Annotated in this window: 14 protein-coding genes; 9 read left to right on the top strand and 5 right to left on the bottom strand. The window is 68.4% G+C overall.

Annotated elements, in window-relative coordinates; translation table 11 throughout:
• Positions 1 to 69 precede the first annotated feature (69 nt).
• The 6 genes from KME82_RS05805 (at position 70) to KME82_RS05780 (ending at position 7,911) form a co-directional block, all read left to right on the top strand.
• Entirely contained in the window at positions 70 to 1,473 is a 1,404-nt protein-coding gene (locus tag KME82_RS05805; protein ID WP_215497685.1) for an L-serine ammonia-lyase, read from the top strand.
• A gap of 7 nt (positions 1,474 to 1,480) precedes the next feature.
• The gene (locus KME82_RS26540; protein WP_252255638.1) at positions 1,481 to 2,146 is read left to right on the top strand and encodes a hypothetical protein; all 666 of its coding nucleotides are present in this window, start codon (positions 1,481 to 1,483) and stop codon (positions 2,144 to 2,146) included.
• Positions 2,143 to 2,883 (top strand): alpha/beta fold hydrolase, encoded by a 741-nt coding sequence (locus KME82_RS05795; RefSeq protein ID WP_215497684.1) that lies wholly within the window; start codon positions 2,143 to 2,145, stop codon positions 2,881 to 2,883. The genes KME82_RS26540 and KME82_RS05795 overlap by 4 nt, the downstream gene beginning before the upstream one ends.
• Before the next feature lie 275 nt (positions 2,884 to 3,158).
• Positions 3,159 to 6,044: a xanthine dehydrogenase family protein molybdopterin-binding subunit gene (locus KME82_RS05790; protein ID WP_215497683.1), complete on the top strand. Its 2,886-nt coding sequence runs from the start codon at positions 3,159 to 3,161 to the stop codon at positions 6,042 to 6,044.
• Positions 6,041 to 6,628, top strand: coding sequence for a (2Fe-2S)-binding protein (locus KME82_RS05785; protein ID WP_215497682.1), 588 nt, complete (start codon positions 6,041 to 6,043; stop codon positions 6,626 to 6,628). Before KME82_RS05790 ends, KME82_RS05785 begins: the two co-directional genes overlap by 4 nt.
• Entirely contained in the window at positions 6,625 to 7,911 is a 1,287-nt protein-coding gene (locus tag KME82_RS05780; protein WP_215497681.1) for a cytochrome c, read from the top strand. Before KME82_RS05785 ends, KME82_RS05780 begins: the two co-directional genes overlap by 4 nt.
• 272 nt (positions 7,912 to 8,183) lie before the next feature.
• Here the strand turns inward: KME82_RS05780 and KME82_RS05775 are convergent, their stop codons facing one another.
• A complete protein-coding gene (locus KME82_RS05775; protein ID WP_215497680.1) occupies positions 8,184 to 8,657 on the bottom strand; it encodes a hypothetical protein in 474 nt (157 codons plus the stop codon).
• A 117-nt stretch (positions 8,658 to 8,774) separates the two neighbouring features.
• Between KME82_RS05775 and KME82_RS05770 the strand changes: the two genes are divergently transcribed.
• The 3 genes from KME82_RS05770 to KME82_RS26870 all read left to right on the top strand — a co-directional run bounded on the left by KME82_RS05770 (position 8,775) and on the right by KME82_RS26870 (position 12,980).
• Positions 8,775 to 9,794 (top strand): alpha/beta fold hydrolase, encoded by a 1,020-nt coding sequence (locus KME82_RS05770; RefSeq protein WP_215497679.1) that lies wholly within the window; start codon positions 8,775 to 8,777, stop codon positions 9,792 to 9,794.
• Positions 9,795 to 9,843: 49 nt separating this feature from the next.
• Positions 9,844 to 10,221: a hypothetical protein gene (locus KME82_RS05765; protein WP_215497678.1), complete on the top strand. Its 378-nt coding sequence runs from the start codon at positions 9,844 to 9,846 to the stop codon at positions 10,219 to 10,221.
• Between the two features lie 695 nt (positions 10,222 to 10,916).
• Complete coding sequence (locus tag KME82_RS26870; RefSeq protein ID WP_430538799.1) at positions 10,917 to 12,980, top strand: glycosyl hydrolase family 18 protein; 2,064 nt, start codon at positions 10,917 to 10,919, stop codon at positions 12,978 to 12,980.
• 412 nt (positions 12,981 to 13,392) lie between these two features.
• On the opposite strand, the gene KME82_RS05755 is transcribed toward KME82_RS26870, so the two are convergent.
• The 4 genes from KME82_RS05755 to KME82_RS05740 all read right to left on the bottom strand — a co-directional run bounded on the left by KME82_RS05755 (position 13,393) and on the right by KME82_RS05740 (position 17,824).
• Complete coding sequence (locus KME82_RS05755) at positions 13,393 to 13,941, bottom strand: hypothetical protein (protein WP_215497677.1); 549 nt, start codon at positions 13,939 to 13,941, stop codon at positions 13,393 to 13,395.
• Positions 13,942 to 13,965: 24 nt separating this feature from the next.
• Positions 13,966 to 15,099, bottom strand: a complete 1,134-nt coding sequence (locus KME82_RS05750; protein ID WP_215497676.1) for a DUF3089 domain-containing protein — start codon at positions 15,097 to 15,099, stop codon at positions 13,966 to 13,968.
• A 413-nt stretch (positions 15,100 to 15,512) separates the two neighbouring features.
• Positions 15,513 to 16,607, bottom strand: a complete 1,095-nt coding sequence (locus KME82_RS05745) for a homoserine dehydrogenase (protein WP_430538831.1) — start codon at positions 16,605 to 16,607, stop codon at positions 15,513 to 15,515.
• Between the two features lie 32 nt (positions 16,608 to 16,639).
• Complete coding sequence (locus KME82_RS05740; RefSeq protein ID WP_252255767.1) at positions 16,640 to 17,824, bottom strand: O-succinylhomoserine (thiol)-lyase; 1,185 nt, start codon at positions 17,822 to 17,824, stop codon at positions 16,640 to 16,642.
• Positions 17,825 to 17,877 lie beyond the last annotated feature (53 nt).

The following is a 17,877-nucleotide window of genomic DNA, read 5'->3' as shown; positions in this document are numbered from 1 at the left end:
CGGATCCAGCACGCCGGTCCGCGCGGCACGCCAGCAACGCCCGACCCCCTTCGTTGGAGCAGCAAGCCCGTGGCAGTCAGCAGTTTCGACCTGTTCAAGATCGGCATCGGCCCGAGTTCCTCGCACACCGTCGGCCCGATGCGCGCCGCGGCGCGCTTCATCGAGCGCTGGCTGATCGAAGGCAACGGCAGCGGCGAACCCGGCGCCGACCTCGCCCGCACCGCGCGCGTGCGCGCCGAGGTGTTCGGCTCGCTGGCCCTGACCGGGCGCGGCCACGGCACCGACAAGGCCGTGCTGATGGGCCTGGAAGGCCATTGGCCGAACCAGATCGATCCCGACATCATCCCCGCCGCGCTCGAACGCATCCGCAAGAGCAAGCGCATCAATCTGTTCGGCCGTCACGAGATCGGCTTCGACGAGAAGCACGACCTGATCATGAACAAGCGGCAGAAGCTGCCGTTCCACACCAACGGCATGCGCTTCACCGCGTTCGACGCCGACGGCAACGTGATCGCCACGCGCGACTACTACTCGGTCGGCGGCGGCTTCGTGGTCAACCAGGACGAAGCGGCCGAAGACCGCATCGTCGCCGACACCACCGATCAGCCGTATCCGTTCCATTCCGGCGACCAATTGCTCGCGCAAGCGGCCAGCAGCGGCCTGACCATCGCCGAGATGATGATGGCCAACGAGCGCGTGTGGCGCACCGACGAGCAGATCAACGCCGGCCTGGACGAAATCTGGAACGCGATGCAGGCCTGCGTGGCGCGCGGCATCCGCCAGACCGGCACCCTGCCCGGCGGCCTGCACGTGTCGCGTCGCGCGCCGGCCTTGTTCGCCGAACTGTCGACCAAACCCGAGGCGGCGATGCGCGACCCGCTGACCGTGCTCGACTGGGTCAACCTGTACGCGCTCGCGGTCAACGAAGAAAACGCCGCCGGCGGCCGCGTCGTCACCGCGCCGACCAACGGCGCGGCCGGCATCATTCCCTCGGTGCTGCATTACTACGACCGCTTCTGCCCCGGCGCCAACCTGCAGGGCGTGCGCAATTTCCTGTTGACCGCGGCCGCGGTCGGCATCTTGTACAAGGAAAACGCCTCGATCAGCGGCGCCGAAGTCGGCTGCCAGGGCGAAGTCGGCGTGGCCTGTTCGATGGCCGCCGCCGGCCTGGTCGCCGCGCTCGGCGGCACCACCAGCCAGATCGAGAACGCCGCCGAGATCGGCATGGAACACAACCTCGGCCTGACCTGCGATCCGATCGGCGGCCTGGTGCAGATCCCCTGTATCGAACGCAACGCGATGGGCGCGGTCAAGGCGATCAACGCTTACCGCATGGCGATGCGCGGCGACGGCAAGCACAAGGTCAGCCTGGACAAGGTGATCAAGACCATGCGCGACACCGGCCGCGACATGCAGGACAAGTACAAGGAAACCTCGCGCGGCGGCCTGGCGGTCAACGTCATCGAGTGCTGAGCGCGCGGTGAGCGAGCCGGTCCGACATCGCGACGGCGGCCTGTGGCTGACCTCGTTCGCCGAGCGCGTCGAGGTGTCGTGCCCGCGCTGCGGTCACGCCGGCGTCGTCCGCGCCAGCTTGGCGCAACGGCGATGGACCACGGTGTTCCGATGCGCGCATTGCCGGCTCCAGGCGCATAGCGAACGCGACGATTGGCTGGGCCAGGTGCGGCTGATCGGCCGCCGTCCCTGCGGCTATTGCGGCCACCAATGGCTGTACGTGAATCAGGTTCAACGCACGAGCGGCGCGATCGCGATCGCGCTCAACGAATACCAACAGCGGCCTTCGGCCGATCCGGTCGCGGTGCGGTGCCCGATCTGCCGTCGCAGCAGCGAGGTCGCGGTGCAGGCGCAGCGCGAACGCGACCGCGAAGGCCACGACCCGCATTTCGGCCTGCCGCTGCGGTTGATCGAACGCACCCGCGCCGGCCTGTTGTGGGCCTACAACATCGAACACATCGACGAACTCAGGCGCTACATCGCCGCCGACCAACGCGAGCGATACCGCACGGCCGGCAACAAGACCATGATCTCGCGCCTGCCGACCTGGATGAAACTCGCGCGCCACCGCGCGATGATGCTCAAGGCCCTGGACCGCCTGGCCGCGAAACTGGAGCAACCGCGCGCGTCATGACCGCGATGCGCTGCCTCGTCCTGCCTGGCATGGACGGCACCGGCGCCTTGCTGGACGAGTTCGTCGCGGCGATGGCGCCGCGCTTCGACACCCAGGTCATCGCCTATCCGCGCGATCGCAGGCTGGGTTACGCCGAGCTTGCAGAATTCGTGCATCCGCAATTGCCGACCGACCGGCCTTACCTGTTGCTCGGCGAATCCTTCTCCGGGCCGGTGGCGATCGCGTTGGCCGCGCAACGTCCGCCGCATCTGGCCGGGTTGGTGCTGTGCGCCTCGTTCGCGCGCGCGCCGCGACCGCCGGGGTCGCCCTGGTCGGCGGCGATGTTGCCGCGTTGGGCGACGAAGCTGCCGGTGTCGCGCGTCCCGGGTTGGCTGGTCGCGCAGATGATGCTCGGCCGCTGGTCGGACGCGCGATGGCGCGCGCGCATCCGGGCGACATTGAATGCCGTGCAGCCCGCGGTGCTCGCGCATCGGCTCGATGCGGTCCGCGGCGTCGACGCGACCGCCGCGCTGGGCGAGATCGATCTGCCGATGCTTTATCTGCGTGCGGCGCACGACCGGCTGGTCGGCCGCGACAGTCTGTCTGTGATCCAGCAGGCGCGGCCGCAGACTGGCTGCGTCAAGCTCGACGCGCCGCATTTCGTGCTGCAAGCCGTTCCTGCGCAAGCGGCGAGCGCGATACAACAGTGGTGCGATGAAGCGGTGGAATCCAACACGGTATCCACTCACCTTCCTTAGCAGGAACCTGAAAGATCGCGAGACACGCCGAGGTCTGTGTGGAAGGGGCTTCAGCCCCGACGCTGTTCGATCCGGGGCGACATGGCTTCGATGCGACCGGATCGAACAGCGTCGGAGCTGGAGCCCCTCCCACAAAAAACCTCGCACGGCCGCAGCCGCGGCCATCGCCACCGGCACGGCCAGACCACGCCGCCTGCGCCCCCTGCGAATTTCACCGTGTTTTCCCACGCCACATGGGCCTACTATCGGGCAGAGCCAGCCGGAGCCACCCGCCCATGCCAGCCCGCTTGAGCCGTCGCGACTTCCTCAAATGCAGCGTGGTCGCCGGCATTACGGTCTACGTCGCCGCCCCCGGCAGCGCCGCGCTCGCGGCCTTGTTCGAAAAAGAACGGCTGCGGCCGATGCCCTGGGACCCGGCCACCGGCCGCATCCGCTACCGCACCGACGCCACCGCCAAGGTCACCGGCGAAAAACTCTTCAGCTACGACATGCGTTCGCACGACCTGCCCGGCTGGCCGCGCGAACAGGCCCACGCGATGCTGCTGCGCCTGACCCAGGCCGACCGGGTCTACCAGGGCTTCGACCTGTCCTCGCTGCCGGCCGACCTGCAACCCGACCGCACCGTCACCGCCGCCGATCTGGCCCGCGACGGGGTCGCGTTTCCGCCCTTCTACGGCGAGGACCTGCTGCTGCCCGAAGGCAAGACCCCGGCCTACCTCGGCCAGGCGGTGGCGCTGCTGATCTGGAACGACTTCGCCCGCTTCCGCGCCGCCAAGAGCCGGCTCAAGTTCCGCGACGAACTGATCCGCTGGGGCGCGCAGACCGGGCCGATAGAACGCGACCCGTGGGCGACGTTCCGCTACGTGCGCGTCGGCGGCGCCAGTGCGTTCGATGACGATGCGTACTCGAGCTACAAGGACACCGTGCTGTTCCCCAGCGGCTACAAGAAGCACAACCCGCAATGGGTCACCGGCGACGCCGGCGGCAAGCTCGACGCGCAGGGCGTGGCGCACGCCGATGCGATGGCGGCCGAACTCGATCGCCCCGGCGACGGCAAGCTGGTGTTCGAACGCGAGTATTTCTCGCAATCGATCGACACCGCGGCGATGGAACTGGACAACGGCAACGGCTGGTTCGATGCCGCGACCGGCACGCTGCACCTGGTCAGCGCGACCCAGTCGCCCAACGAGATCGCCGAAGACGGCCCGCGCATGCTCGCGGCCAGCAAGTTCGCAGTGAAACGGCTGGTGCTGCATCCGTGCTACACGGTCGGCTACGGCTCCAAGGACCACAACGCGTTTCCGTTCGTGGTGTTGATGGCCGCGCTGTACGGCGGCGGCCGGCCGGTAAGGCTGGCCAACGACCGTTACGAGCAGTTCCAGTCCAGCCTCAAGCGCCACAGCTTCCGCATGCACTATCGGCTCAAGCTCGATCGCGCGAGCGGCCGCTTCGAAGTGTTCCAGGGACGCATGCTCGGCGACGGCGGCGGACGGATGAATTTCTCGCCGTCGGTGTGTCTGGTCGCGGCGACCGCGGCGCAGTCGATCTATTACTTCCCGCGCAGCGACCTGAGCAGCACCGTGATCGCCTCGCGCGCGCTCGACGCGGGTTCCGCGCGCGGCTACGGCACCTTGCAGAGCATGGGCGCGACCGAGATGCTGATCGACGAGATCGCCGCCGAACTCAAGCTCGATCCGATCGAACTGCGCCTGCGTAACGTGTTCGCGACCGGGATGAAGAACACCCAGGGCGCGATCCCCGCCGGCCTGCAACGCGCCGACGAAGTACTGAAGAAATCGCGCGAGCATCCGTTGTGGACGCGGCGCGCGAAGCGCAAGGCCGAGTACGACGCCGCGCATCCGGGCAAGCGCTATGGCGTGGGTTTCGGTTGCGTGCAGAAGGATTACGGCACCGGCGGCGAGTCCGCGTTCGCCGAAGTCGCGCTCAGCCGCGACGGCCGCATCGCGCTGCGCCACACCGGCATCGAGATGGGCACCGGCATGGCCACCAGCCAGGCCGCGGTGTGCGCGCAATGGCTCGGCCGGCCGGCCGACGAGGTACTGACCGGCGAAACCCAGTGGCCGGAATTGCCGATGGTCGCCACCGACGACCCGTGGCTGATGTCGCAGGCCACCCAGGACGCGCGCGTCGGCAACCCGCGCTGGACGCCGAACTACGCCAGCCCGAGCAGCGCCAGCAATTCGGCTTACTTCTTCAGCCACGCCAGCCGCGAAGCCGCGCGCCTGCTGTTCACCCAGGGCCTGTGGCCGGCGGCGCAGGCGCTGTGGAGCCAGGGTTTCGGCGGCGGCCAACTGGCGCCGCTGGTGGCGCGGCGCGAGGACGCGCGCTGGGTCGAAGGCAAACTCACCACGGCCGGGTTGCAGCCCTTGAGCCTGCAGCAACTCGCGGCCAAGGCCTACGAACTGGGCCTGGCCACTGGCGCGGTGGTGCATTACTTCAATCGCTGGCAGTGGACGCAGGCCGAGTTCCCGCTGCGCGAGGATCCCCGCCTGCCGCTCGACGGCCTCGCCCTGCGCTGGGGCGACGGCAGCGCCGACGGGCCGGGCACACCGACCGCGAACGGCTACCGCATCGTCGAACGCACGCGCGTGTTCTATCCGCCGGTGCAACGCAACAACGCCGGCGTCGTCTACTACAGCGCGATCGGCACGATCGCCGAGGTCGCGGTCGATACCGCCACGGGTCATGTCGACTTGCTCAACCATCATTCGATTCTCGAATGCGGCAGCCAGATCGTGCCCGAGCTGGTGTCGAGCCAGTTGCAGGGCGGCGTGGCGATGGGCATCGGCCATGCGCTGCACGAATTCCTGCCGCTGTACGAAGGCGGCCCGGGCGACGGCACCTGGAATTTCAACCGTTACACTTTGCCGCGCGCGCGCGATGTCGCGGTGTGGCGGCAGACCGGCGAGGTGCTGCCGCCGCTGTCGCCGACCGATGCGCCCAAGGGCATGGCCGAAGTGGTGATGATCCCGATCGTGCCGGCGATCGCCAACGCGATCGCTCACGCGACCGGGCTGCGCCTGCGCGAACTGCCGATCACGCCGGACAAGATCCTCGCCGCCTATGCGCAGGCGCAAGCGCCGAAGACGCCGCCGCAAGCCACCACGATGACGCAATCCGACCAGGAGGCGCGCGCATGAGCGGCCCGAGCATCCGCACCCGCCCGCTGACCTTGCACATCAACGGCCGCGCGCAAGCGCCGGTCGAGGTGCCCGAGGACATGATGCTGGTCGACGTGCTGCACGAGTACCTCGGCCTGACCGGCACCCGCTTCGGTTGCGGCCAGGGCGTATGCCGCGCCTGCACGGTGATCGTCGACGACGAACACGGCCCGCGCGAGGTGCGCAGTTGCATCACCGGCGCGCATTACTTCAACGGCAAGCGCATCCGCACCGTCGAGGGCCATGCCAAGCGCGACGACAGCGGCGCCATCGTCGCGCTGTCGCCGGTGCAGCAGGCGTTTTTGGACCATTTCAGTTTCCAGTGCGGGTACTGCACGCCGGGGTTCGTCAATGCGACTACGGTGTTGCTCGAACGCCTGGCGAAGCGGCCGATCGCGAGCGCGCAGGTCGAAGAGGCGATCACCGAGGCGCTCAATCCGCATTTGTGCCGCTGCACCGGTTACGTGCGCTATTACCAGGCAGTGAAACAGCTGGTGCTGGAAACGCCGGGGCTGGTCAGCGATCGCGCGTCCAAGCGCAATGATGCGGAGAAGGCGCCATGAGCCGACGCCGCTGGAAACGCTCGATCCTGCGCCTGCTGTTCTGGCTGGCGGTGATCGCGCTGGTGTGGCTGCTGGTCGACTGGCTGATCGCGCGTTGGTACCACCGCGGCCCGGCCGTGCAAGTGCAAGCCACGCCCGCCCAGATCGAACGCGGCCAATACCTGACGGCCGCGGCCGATTGCGCGGCCTGCCACACCGCCGACGGCGGCGCGCCGTTCGCCGGCGGCGTGCCGCTGGCCTCGCCGTTCGGCGTCATCCACGGCACCAACATCACGCCCGATGCCGAGACGGGTATCGGCCGCTACAGCGCCGACAACTTCTTCCACGCGATCACCCGCGGCGAAGCGCGCGACGGCCATCAGCTGTATCCGGCGATGCCGTACGTGTCGTACAAGACGATCACACGCGAGGACAGCGACGCGATCTATGCCTACCTGATGACGCGCCCGGCGGTGCGGCAGGAAAACCGCAAGAACGGCGTAGGCTTCCCGTTCAATATCCGCACCGGCATCCACGCCTGGAACTGGTTATTTGCGGGCGCTACCGCCAAGCCGGCCTCGCAGGGTCAGTCGGCGATGTGGAAGCGCGGCGAATACTTGGCCGAAACGCTCGGCCACTGCGGCGAATGCCACAGCCCGCGCGGGATGCTCGGGCAGGTCGATCGCGATCGTCCGCTCGCCGGCAACAACGCGCTCGGCCGCTTCGCCGCGCCCGCGCTGACGCCGCAAACCCTGGCCGCGCGCGGCTGGGATCGCGCCGGCCTGCGCGCTTATCTGGCCACCGGCATCGGCCCGCATGCGGTGGCCTCGGACGAAATGCTCAAGGTGGTGAATCTGTCGAGCAGTCGGCTGCGCGCCGACGACCTCGATGCGCTGACGATCTACCTCACCGGCGACACGCCGCTGCCGGCCGCCGCCGCGCCGACGCTCGCGTCCGGCGACGATGCGTCACCGGCGCGGCAACGTTATTTCGCCCTGTGCGCCGGTTGCCATGGCCGCGACGGCGCCGGGGTGCCGCATGTGGCGCCGGCGCTGCTCGGCAACAGCGGCCTGCGCGATGCCGATCCGCACAATCTGATCGTCGCGATCCTCGACGGCCTGCCCGAACACGACCTGCCGGGCCTGGAACGCATGCAGGACATGCCGGGGTTCGCCGATCAACTCGACGATGCGCAGGTCGCCGAACTGGCGCGGTGGCTGCGCAGTCGCTACGGCGGGCAGGCCGGCGCGGTGGACGCCAAGCAAGTCCGCGAGTTGCGCGAGTCCGGCGGCGAAGCGCACTGAGGTCGATGCGCTGGCCCGGACCGGTTCGAGCCGGTTCGGGCAGGCGGAATCGAGCAAGCCGGTTCAGGCCGGCCAATTAGCACAAGCCGATTGGAGCAGGCCGATTTGAGCGGGCCGATTCGAGCAGGCTGATTCGAGCAGGCCGTGTAGAGCCGGCTCGGACCGTCATGGCGCGAACGACGCGCCGTCCATGCGCGCGTCGATCACTCACCGGCGCATTCGCCGCAACAATCGATCCCACGCAATCGGCGCGACCCGATCGATCCGATCGTTCAATCCGATTGATACGCCTTGTCCGAAGTCGTCTGCACGATCTTGTCGCCGTCGCGTCGCTGCGAGTACTCGCGCGGATCGACCACGACCAGCCGGCATGCCGCCGGATCGCCGTCGACACGGATCGCCGCGCCGCTGAGCTGCACATGCACCGCCTCGGGCGTGCGCTTGCCCGACCGGGTGTAGTAAGTCGCACGATGCCGCCGCAGCACCACTGCATTGCCGCCCTGCTGCGCCGCCGCGTCGGCCAGACGATCGAACGCGCGGGCGTAATTCACCGGGCTCGGATTGCGGTCCATGCTCACCTCGGTGACGCGATTGCCGGCCTCGATCGTCACCACGCCGAGTTTGCGATGCGCGCACGCGGGCGATTCGTCCAACACCGGCAGGCGTTCGCCGGCATGGGCCGCCGCGATGCTCAGACCGAGCATGAGACCCGTGGCGAGCGCACCGCACTTGATCGTCGATTTCATCCGAGCGGCCTCCCTGGCGGCGGTGACGGGAACTGCGCGCTGCGACTATAACCCCGGCATCGCCCACCCGCGCACCTGCTTTAGGATGAGCGCTCCCCCCTTCTCCGGCCGACGACCATGCGCCTGCCCGCCGCGATCGTGTGCTCCCTGCTTCCGGCGCTGAGCCTCGCCGCCACACCGCCGGCGAACGAACCCGCCAGCGCCCGCTACGGCATGGAGCTGCAGGGTTTCCACTACCCCTACCCGGTCGCCTACCGCGAATTCCGCTCGCAGGGCGAAGCGGTGCGCATGGCCTATATGGACGTGCGGCCGGCCAAGCCCAACGGCCGCAGCGTGGTGCTGCTGCACGGCAAGAATTTCTGCGCGGCGACCTGGGAATCGACGATCGCCGCCTTGAGCGATGCCGGTTATCGGGTGATCGCGCCCGACCAGATCGGCTTCTGCAAATCCAGCAAGCCCGCCCATCATCAATACAGCCTGCACGAACTGGCCGCCGACACCCAGGCCCTGCTCACGTCGCTGGGCATCGAACGCGCGGCGATCGTCGGCCATTCGATGGGCGGCATGCTCGCGGTGCGTTACGCGCTGATGTATCCGCAGGCCACCCAGCGCCTGCTGCTGGTCAACCCGATCGGCCTGGAAGACTGGAAAGCGCTCGGCGTGCCGTGGCGCAGCGTCGACGAGGCCTATGCGCGCGAACTCAAGACCTCGTTCGCGACGATCAAGCAGTATCAACAGACCGTGTACTACAGCGGCCAATGGAAACCCGAGTACGACCGCTGGGTCGGCATGCTCGCCGGCCTGTACGCCGGCCCGGGCCGCGAGCGCGTGGCCTGGAACCAGGCGCTGACCTCGGAGATGGTGTTCACCCAGCCGGTGGTGCACGAGTTCGCGCGGCTGCGCGTGCCGACCACCTTGTTCATCGGCCAGCGCGACCGCACCGCGATCAATCGCGATCTGGCCGACGATGCGCTCAAGGCCAGGCTGGGTTTGTACCCGTCGCTCGGACGCGCCGCCGCCGGCGCGATCCCGGGCGCGAGGCTGGTCGAATTCGAAGACCTCGGCCATTCGCCGCAGGTCGAAGCGCCGTCGCGCTTCAATCAAGCCTTGCTCACCCAGCTCGACGCAGCGCCTTGAACTCGACGCGCATCGCGATCGCACGCCCGACCCGGTTGAATTTCAAGACATGACCAACGCGAACGAAGCAGCGGCCAACTGGCGCGGCATCATCATCGGCGAACAAAAATCCTGGGTGCTGTTCGCGCACGGCACCTGCGTGATCCTGATGTCGCCCGAGGGCGATCTGGCGACGCAGGCCCGCGACATCCTGCGCGAGTACGGACCGGTTCACGTCGGTTCGCCGGCCGCCGACTTCAGCGTGATCGATCTGGACCCGCTGCCGGGCTGGATCGTCACCTGCCATCACCCCGACGTGCTCACCTACGTCGAGGACGACGGCGAGATCGAGGCGAGCGAGCTGGTGATCGGGTTGACCGGCCGGGGCCAGCGCGACCTGGATGGCCGTGAGCTGACTGTCGTGCATGTCGAGGACAAACGGACCTAGCGTCCGCGATCCGATCGGACCGGTGCGCGGCGACCGATAGCGCTCGTTCGCCGGTCCACGCCCGTTCGCCGCGCTGGAGCGTCGCAATGACGCCATCAGACATGCCCGGACGCTGAGCGCGCATCGCAAGACCCGCGCGCGGAACCTGTGTTCGTTCGCGCGCCGCCCCAGTGCAAGCCCCGCACGCCTGTGCGCACATTTGTCCTTCGGACATCCGCTTGTCCTTTTTGAGGCAAATCGCCGCGCGGCGGCGCGCTGCGGCGCAGCAAAACAGACCACCCACTACTCACGTTGTCAGGGCCTATCCTGGCTTTCTGTGAACTGCGGCGCAAAGAACGACGACCTAAGTTGACAACGTTGTCAGCCAACTCCAGCTTGCTTCGCAATCGCACTCGGTCGAGCGCCGTGAACGAGGCCGTGAGGGAGGCGGTGCGTGGCGGGATCGCGCGGGCTCGCAGGACCAGAACCATCGGCACCAACGCACGGACCGGTTATCGCCCGGTCGCGCCGTTACCGCGGCAGTGCGCGGCAGGCAATGCATCACCGACGGCGGACCTCCGCCGATCACTCGAGGAGGCCCGAGCCTCCCATGCACGACGGAAGGTTCGAGGGCCTTCCTTCAACACGGGCGGGAACCGCCGCTGGCCGGCCATGGCCGGCAATGTCTTGACTATGCACGGGAGAGAGGAAGCACCATGAGACACACTCGGTCCGCCCACCTGCTGTTGTCGACCATGCTTGCCGCATCGTCGCTATCGACGGCCTACGCACAAGGCGCGTCCTGCGCCGGCGTTGCCGCCTGGAACGCCTCCGCCATCTACGCCGCCGGCGACAAGATGACGTATCAAAATCACCTGTATCAGGCCAACGGCCCGATCTGGAACACGCCGCCCAACTACTGCCCGAGCTGCAACTACTACGCCGACCTGGGCGTGTGCGGCACCGGCCCGGGCAACCAGGCACCGACCGTATCGCTGACCTCGCCGACCGCCGGCGCCAGCTACAACGTCGGCGCCAACATCGCCGTCAGCGCCAACGCCGCCGACAGCGACGGCACCGTCGCCAGCGTCGAATTCTTCCGTGGCGCCAGCTCGCTCGGCGTCGACACCAGCGCGCCGTATGCGGTGACCTGGAACAACGCCACTGCCGGCAGCCACAGCTTCACCGCGGTGGCCAAGGACAACCTCGGCGCGACCAAGACCTCGGCCGCGGTCAGCATCACCGTCGCCTCCGGCCCGGCCGACACCACCCCGCCGAGCGTGCCCGGCGGCCTGAGCTCGCCGTCGCAGACCTCCAACAGCGTCTCGCTGAGCTGGAACGCATCGACCGACAACAGCGGCGGCAGCGGCGTGGCCGGCTACGACGTCTACCGCAGCGGCAGCATCGTCGGTTCGCCGGCGAGCAACAGCTTCACCGTCAGCGGCCTGGCCGCGAGCACCAGCTACAGTTTCACCGTGCGTGCGCGCGACAACGCCGGCAACGCCTCGGCGCAGAGCGCGTCGGTCAGCGCGACCACCAAGCCGCCGGTCGTCGGCGGCAACAAGAAGGTGATCGGCTACTTCGCCCAGTGGGGCATCTACGGCCGCAACTACCGGGTCAAGAACATCGACACCAGCGGCTCGGCCAGCAAGCTGACCCACATCAACTACGCGTTCGGCAACGTGCGCAACAACCGTTGCGAAGTCGGCGTGACCGTCGCGTCGGATCCGAACACCGGCGCCGGTGGCGATGCGTTCGCCGATTACACCAAGGCCTTCCAGGCCGGCGAAAGCGTCAGCGGCGCGGCCGACACCTGGGATCAGCCCTTGCGCGGCAGCTGGAACCAGCTCAAGCAGCTCAAGGCCAAGCATCCGAACATCAAGGTGCTGATCTCGCTCGGCGGCTGGACCTGGTCGCGCAACTTCCCCAGCGCGGCGCGTCCTGAAAACCGTCAGGCCTTCGTCGCTTCGTGCGTCGACGCCTACATCAAGGGCAACCTGCCGGTGACCGACGGCGCGGGCGGCCCGGGCGCGGCGGCCGGCGTGTTCGACGGCATCGACATCGACTGGGAATACCCGGTGGTCTGCGGCATCGAGTGCCCGACGGCGCAGCGTCCGGAAGACAACGCCAACTACACCGCGTTGCTCGCCGAGTTCCGCCGTCAGCTCGACGCGGTGCGTCCGGGCCTGTTGCTGACCGTCGCGGTCGGCGCCGGCATCGACAAGATCCGCGTGACCAATCCCGGTGCGTACCACCAGTACCTGGATTTCATCAACGTGATGACCTACGACTTCCACGGCGGTTGGGAAGCCAAGACGAATCACCACTCGGCGCTGTTCGCTTCGCCGAACGATCCGTCGACCGGCGACGTCAAGCTTTACAACTCCAACGACGCCATCGAAGCCTTCCTGTCGCGCGGCGTGCCGGCCAGCAAGCTCAACCTCGGCATCGGTTTCTACGGCCGCGGCTGGACCAACGTGCCCAACGTCAACAACGGTCTGTACCAGAGCGGCAGCGCCGCACCGGGCACCTACGAGGCGGGCATCGAGGACTACAAGGTGCTCAAGAACCTCGCCGGCACGGTCTACACCGACAACAACGCGCAGGCCACCTGGAAGTACAACGGCACCACGTTCTGGAGCTACGACACGCCGCAGCTGATCGGCCAGAAGATGCAGTACGTCAAGACCCAGGGTCTGGGCGGCGCGTTCTTCTGGGAGTTCAGCGGCGACGACGCCCAGGGCAGCCTGGCCACCGCGATCAACGACGGCCTGAAGTGATCGGCCCGAAGCCAATCGTGAAGTAAGCCGAAGCAGCGAAAAGCCCCTCTCCCGCCCGCGGGAGAGGGGTTGGGGTGAGGGCCGCAAGCCCGCTCCCATCCACGCGACACACGTTCCACCCGACGCCATCGCGCGTCACTTATTCGCAGTTTTGCAAAGCCGTGGCGAGCGATACGCCACGGTGATCTGCAACGGAGCGCCGATCACCCCCCCGATCGGCGCTCCGATTTCGTTTTCGGCGGCAAGCATTCGCCATCGCTCGACACCGGTTTAGCCGACATGCGTTCGCGCGACGACGACCCCGTGCGTTCGACCAGGATCGCGACCGCGCGATCACCGTGGGCCGACGCGCTCACGTCCGCGCGCCGGCAGGCGGCCGGAGCGATCGCTTACCGTGCCGTGGCCCCGCGGCTCAGTCGATGGGCCGCCACGACGGCTTGCCGTCGCGACCGGGCACTTGCCGCATCGCCGCCGGCATCACGTACAGCGTGTCGAGCACGAGATCGGGCGGCAGATGCTCGATCCGGTCGACCGCATCGTCGTACTGTGGCGGCAACAGGAAACCGACGCTTTCGGCGCGGTCCAGGTACACGAATTCATTGTGTGGGTGGATCGCCTTCAGCAAGGCGCTGGAAGCGCCGGCGATCAGCTCATGCACGCGCATGCCGGCATGGATGTAGCCGAACAGGCGACCGCGGTAACCGCGGCGCGCGGCCAGGTTGGCGACAACGAAATCGCGATTGCCGACGACGATCGTCATCGCCTCGTCGATGTCGTAGCAGGTGTAGTCCGGGTTCAAGGCCGGCCGTGCGCTCACTCGGTGGCGCTGTTGCAGACCTTCGATCAGTTCGAGCGCTGCCTGGCCCAGGACGATGTCGCCGATCGATCGGCCCGGCACGATATCGGCGTCGAGATTCATCGGCGCAGTGTAATGCGCCGCGCCGTTTGCGATCCGCCGCATCGCCCGAGCGGCGACGCGGATCGCTCAGCGTTTGGGTTTGCGCGCGGGCTTGGCCTTGCCGCGCGTCGGCGTGGCCGGTGCCGGCGCCGCGTTCGAACCCTTGCGCATCGCCGCCACCCGCTGCGCGGCGTTGGCGCGCAGGTCCATGTAGAACAGCTGATAGTCGTTGACGTGCTGGTCGCCGCCGAACCAGAACCGGCGCCATTCGCCGTCGGGCAAGGTCACCGACAACAGGCCGTCCTGGCATTGCGCGCTTACCCGGCCCCTCTGCGGCTCGGGCAAGGGACGACGCGGCTCGGCATGCACCGAACCCAGATGCGCCGAAGCCACGCTGGCGGTTTCGTCGGCCCACCAGGTCACCGGGTTCACGCACAGCAGCGAGGGATGCTCGATGGTGCGATAACCGTCGGGATACCACGCACGCACCCGTTCGAACCGCTTGGGCCGGTCTTCGCCGGCCTCGACCGAGTTGTAGAACACCACGCAGCCGGTCTGGCTCGGCGCGTTGCACAGCGGCACGCCGGGAATCACCCGCTGCAGGCTGTCGCGCGGCACCGGCGCGCCGATCAGGTAGGCCGCGACCAGGCGCTTGCGCAGGCTCGGATCGGTGGCGAGGTCGGACATCAGCTCCGAGACCAGGCGCAGGCCATGGCCGCTGCCCTGGCTGTGCGCGGCGATGATGAACGGCCGTCCGTTGGAGTAATGCTGCAGATACACGGCGAATGCGGCGCGCACGTCGGCATAGGCCAGATCCAGCGCTTTGTCGCGGTCCGCATCGGACGCCGACACGTAGCCGGCGAGCGACATCTGCCGGTAATTGGGCGCGAACACCCGGCCGCTGTCGTTGAAGGCGCTGGCCTGCGCGCGCAGGGTGAAGTCGGTGCCGCGATCGGCGCGTTCGTCGCCGAGCGGCTGGTTCCAGCTGTCGCGCGAGAAGTACGTGGTCGGATGGATGAAGAACACGTCGACCGGCGCATCGGCCTGGCGGTTGCGCATGCCGATCGGGGTGGCGTCGGCGTCGTCGCGCCGGCTCGGCAGCGCCGCCCAGCTGCGTTCGTCGCGGTAGTCCGGCACGCCCGGCACCGGGCTGCGGTCGAATTCGTCCTTGGGGTCGAACAGCCGCGCGCAGCCCACGCTCAGGCAGAGCGTCGCCAACACGGGGAGCCAACGGGTCGCGGTCGTGCGTGGCGAAATCATGCGTGGCGAGGCCTGGTTGGAATACGCGGGGCGCGCGGATCGGCGGGTCTGCGCCGAAGGGTCCGGGCATTCTAGGGCCGGCATTCGCCGATGCGGCGAATGTTATGCACGATGCGTGGCATTGATGTGGACGCGGCGTGAGTTGTGCGTCGCAGGCGCCAAATGGGTGGCGCGCCAAGTCGCGGGTTACGCAGAAGTTGCGAATTCGCGGTCGCGGCTCGCGCCGCTCCTGCATGGGCTACCTGTAGGAGCGGCGCGAGCCGCGACCGCGCTACCTCGACCGTGGCCAATCGCGTCAGTGCAAGAGCAAATCCCCCCTGCCCCTTCTCCAAAGGGGGAACAGCAAGAGCGGATGAAGCGGCGAACTGCGCGGCTCAACCAATCAACCGCAACACATCGTCCAGCAACCCCGCCGCCGTCACCTCGGCGCCCGCACCCGGCCCCTGGATCACCAGCGGCTGCACGCGATACCGGTCCGACCAGATCGCGACCTTGTTGTCGGTGCCCGCGCCACCGGCGAGCGGATGGTCGCCCGGCAGCGATTCCAGCCCGACCCTGGCGCTGACCCGCCCGTCCTCGCCGCGCTCCAGGCGGGCGAGAAACCGCAGCTTCGCGCCGTCCTTGTAGGCCGCGGCATAGCGCTCGCGCAGCGGGCCGTCGAGCGCGGGCAAGGCCGCATCGACACTGTCCTTGGACAGGATCGCCAATTCCGGCGGCACCAGCGAGGCGACGTCGACCTCGCTCGCATCCAGCGCCACCCCGGCGGCGCGCGCCAGGATCAGCAATTTGCGCCGCACGTCTTCGCCGGACAGATCGTCGCGCGGATCGGGCTCGGTGTAGCCGGCGTCGCGCGCCTGCCGCACCAAAGCCGAGAACGGACGCATGCCGTCGTACTGGTTGAACAACCACGCCAGCGAGCCCGACAACACCCCGGCGATGGCGTGGATGCGATCGCCGCCGGCCTGCAACTCGCGCAACGAGCGCAGCAGCGGCAGACCCGCGCCGACCGTGGCGCTGTCGCCGTAACCGCTGCCACCCAAAGCGCAGGCCTCGCGGATCGCGCGCCAGCGCGCCAGCGTGGTGCCCTGGCCGATCTTGCACGCGGTCACGACATGGATGCCTTGCGCCAGCCACTGCGCGTGACGCTCGGCGACCGCTTCGCTCGCGGTCGCGTCGATCACCACGCGCACGCCGTCGCCCTTGAGCGCGAACGCGACCTCATCGAGCGAACTGGCACGGCTCGATTCGGCCAGCGCCGCCACCGCCCGCTCCGGCGCGATGCCGTCGGCGACCGCCGCGCGCCGCGAATTGGCCACATGCACCAGCGACACGCGTCCGTCCAGCGCGCCGCCGCGCCAGCCGGCCAGCCGCGCGATCACCGCGCTGCCGACCGTGCCGGTGCCGAGCAGGGCGACCCGCGCGGACGCGTTCGCGGCGCGGGCCTGCGCTTGCGGCGCGAGCGCCCGCAACGTTTCCGAATGCGCAACGCCGGCCGCGACGTTCATCGTTTGACGCGCGCGGCCGTGGCCACCGCCGCGCTCGCGCGTTCCAGCGCGGCCTGCAGATCGGCGATCAGATCGTCGAGGTGCTCGATACCGACCGACAGACGCAGCAGGCCGTCGCCGATGCCGGCGGCGGCGCGCGCTTCGGGCGACATCGCCGCATGGGTCATGGTCGCCGGATGCGCGATCAGGCTTTCCACCCCGCCCAGCGATTCGGCCAGGGTGAAACAGGTCAGGCCGTCGACGAACGCGCGCACCGCTTCGACGCCGCCGTCGATCTCGACGCTCAGCATCGCGCCGAAACCCTTCTGCTGGCGCGCGGCCAGCGCATGGCCCGGATGCGATGGCAGGCCCGGGTAATGCACCACGCGCACCGCCGGATGGTTGTCGAGCAGCTCGGCGATAGCCTGGGTGTTTTCCTGATGCACGCGCAGGCGCGCATCGAGCGTGCGCAGGCCGCGCAGGGTCAGGAAGGCGTCGAACGGCGAACCGGTCAAACCGAGCGCGTTCGCCCACCAGGTCAGCTGCTGCTGATGCTCGGCGGTCTTGGCCACGACCGCGCCGCCGACCACGTCGCTGTGGCCGTTGATGTACTTGGTGGTCGAATGCACGACCAGGTCGGCGCCGAACGCGATCGGACGCTGCAACGCCGGCGACAGGAAGGTGTTGTCGACCACCGTCAGCGCGCCCTGCGCCTTCGCGGCTTCGATCACGAAGCGCAGATCGGTGATGCGCAGCAGCGGGTTGGACGGAGTTTCGATCCACACCACCGCCGGGTTGGTCGCCAGCGCTTCGGTCAGCGAGCGCGGATCGGTGAGATCGGCGGTGACCAGTTCGAACGCGCCCTTCGCCGCCAGTGCATTGAACAGGCGCCAGCTGCCGCCGTAGCCGTCGTGCGGCACCACGATGCGGTCGCCGGGCTTGAGGAAGGCGTGCAGCACCAGGGTGATGGCGGACATGCCGGTCGAGGTGATCACGCCGCCGGCGCCGCCTTCGAGTTCGGCCAGCGCTTCGGCCAGCAGGTCGCGGGTCGGATTGCCGCTGCGGGTGTAGTCGTACTGACGCTTCTGGTCGAAACCGGCAAAGCTGAAGTTCGACGACAGCACGATCGGCGGGGTCACCGCGCCGTGCGCGGTATCGCGATCGATGCCGGCGCGCACCGCGGCGGTACAGGCGTTGCGCAGGGGCGTGGAATGCTGCGGGTTATGGGGATTGCTCACGTGGGCCGCTCCGTAGG

Source organism: Lysobacter capsici, assembly GCF_018732085.1.
Classification (GTDB): domain Bacteria; phylum Pseudomonadota; class Gammaproteobacteria; order Xanthomonadales; family Xanthomonadaceae; genus Lysobacter; species Lysobacter capsici_A.
The sequence above is the reverse complement of the archived record's forward strand: the minus strand, read 5'-3'. Positions and strand labels throughout refer to the sequence as shown.

Bases quoted from the DNA above. Each gene is read 5' to 3' on its own strand.
- KME82_RS05795 (WP_215497684.1), top strand. From the start codon at position 2,143: ATGACCGCGATGCGCTGCCTCGTCCTGCCTGGCATGGACGGCACCGGC.
- KME82_RS05790 (WP_215497683.1), top strand. From the start codon at position 3,159: ATGCCAGCCCGCTTGAGCCGTCGCGACTTCCTCAAATGCAGCGTGGTC.
- KME82_RS05785 (WP_215497682.1), top strand. From the start codon at position 6,041: ATGAGCGGCCCGAGCATCCGCACCCGCCCGCTGACCTTGCACATCAAC.
- KME82_RS05780 (WP_215497681.1), top strand. From the start codon at position 6,625: ATGAGCCGACGCCGCTGGAAACGCTCGATCCTGCGCCTGCTGTTCTGG.
- KME82_RS05775 (WP_215497680.1), bottom strand. From the start codon at position 8,657: ATGAAATCGACGATCAAGTGCGGTGCGCTCGCCACGGGTCTCATGCTC.
- KME82_RS05770 (WP_215497679.1), top strand. From the start codon at position 8,775: ATGCGCCTGCCCGCCGCGATCGTGTGCTCCCTGCTTCCGGCGCTGAGC.
- KME82_RS05765 (WP_215497678.1), top strand. From the start codon at position 9,844: ATGACCAACGCGAACGAAGCAGCGGCCAACTGGCGCGGCATCATCATC.
- KME82_RS26870 (WP_430538799.1), top strand. From the start codon at position 10,917: ATGAGACACACTCGGTCCGCCCACCTGCTGTTGTCGACCATGCTTGCC.
- KME82_RS05755 (WP_215497677.1), bottom strand. From the start codon at position 13,941: ATGCGGCGGATCGCAAACGGCGCGGCGCATTACACTGCGCCGATGAAT.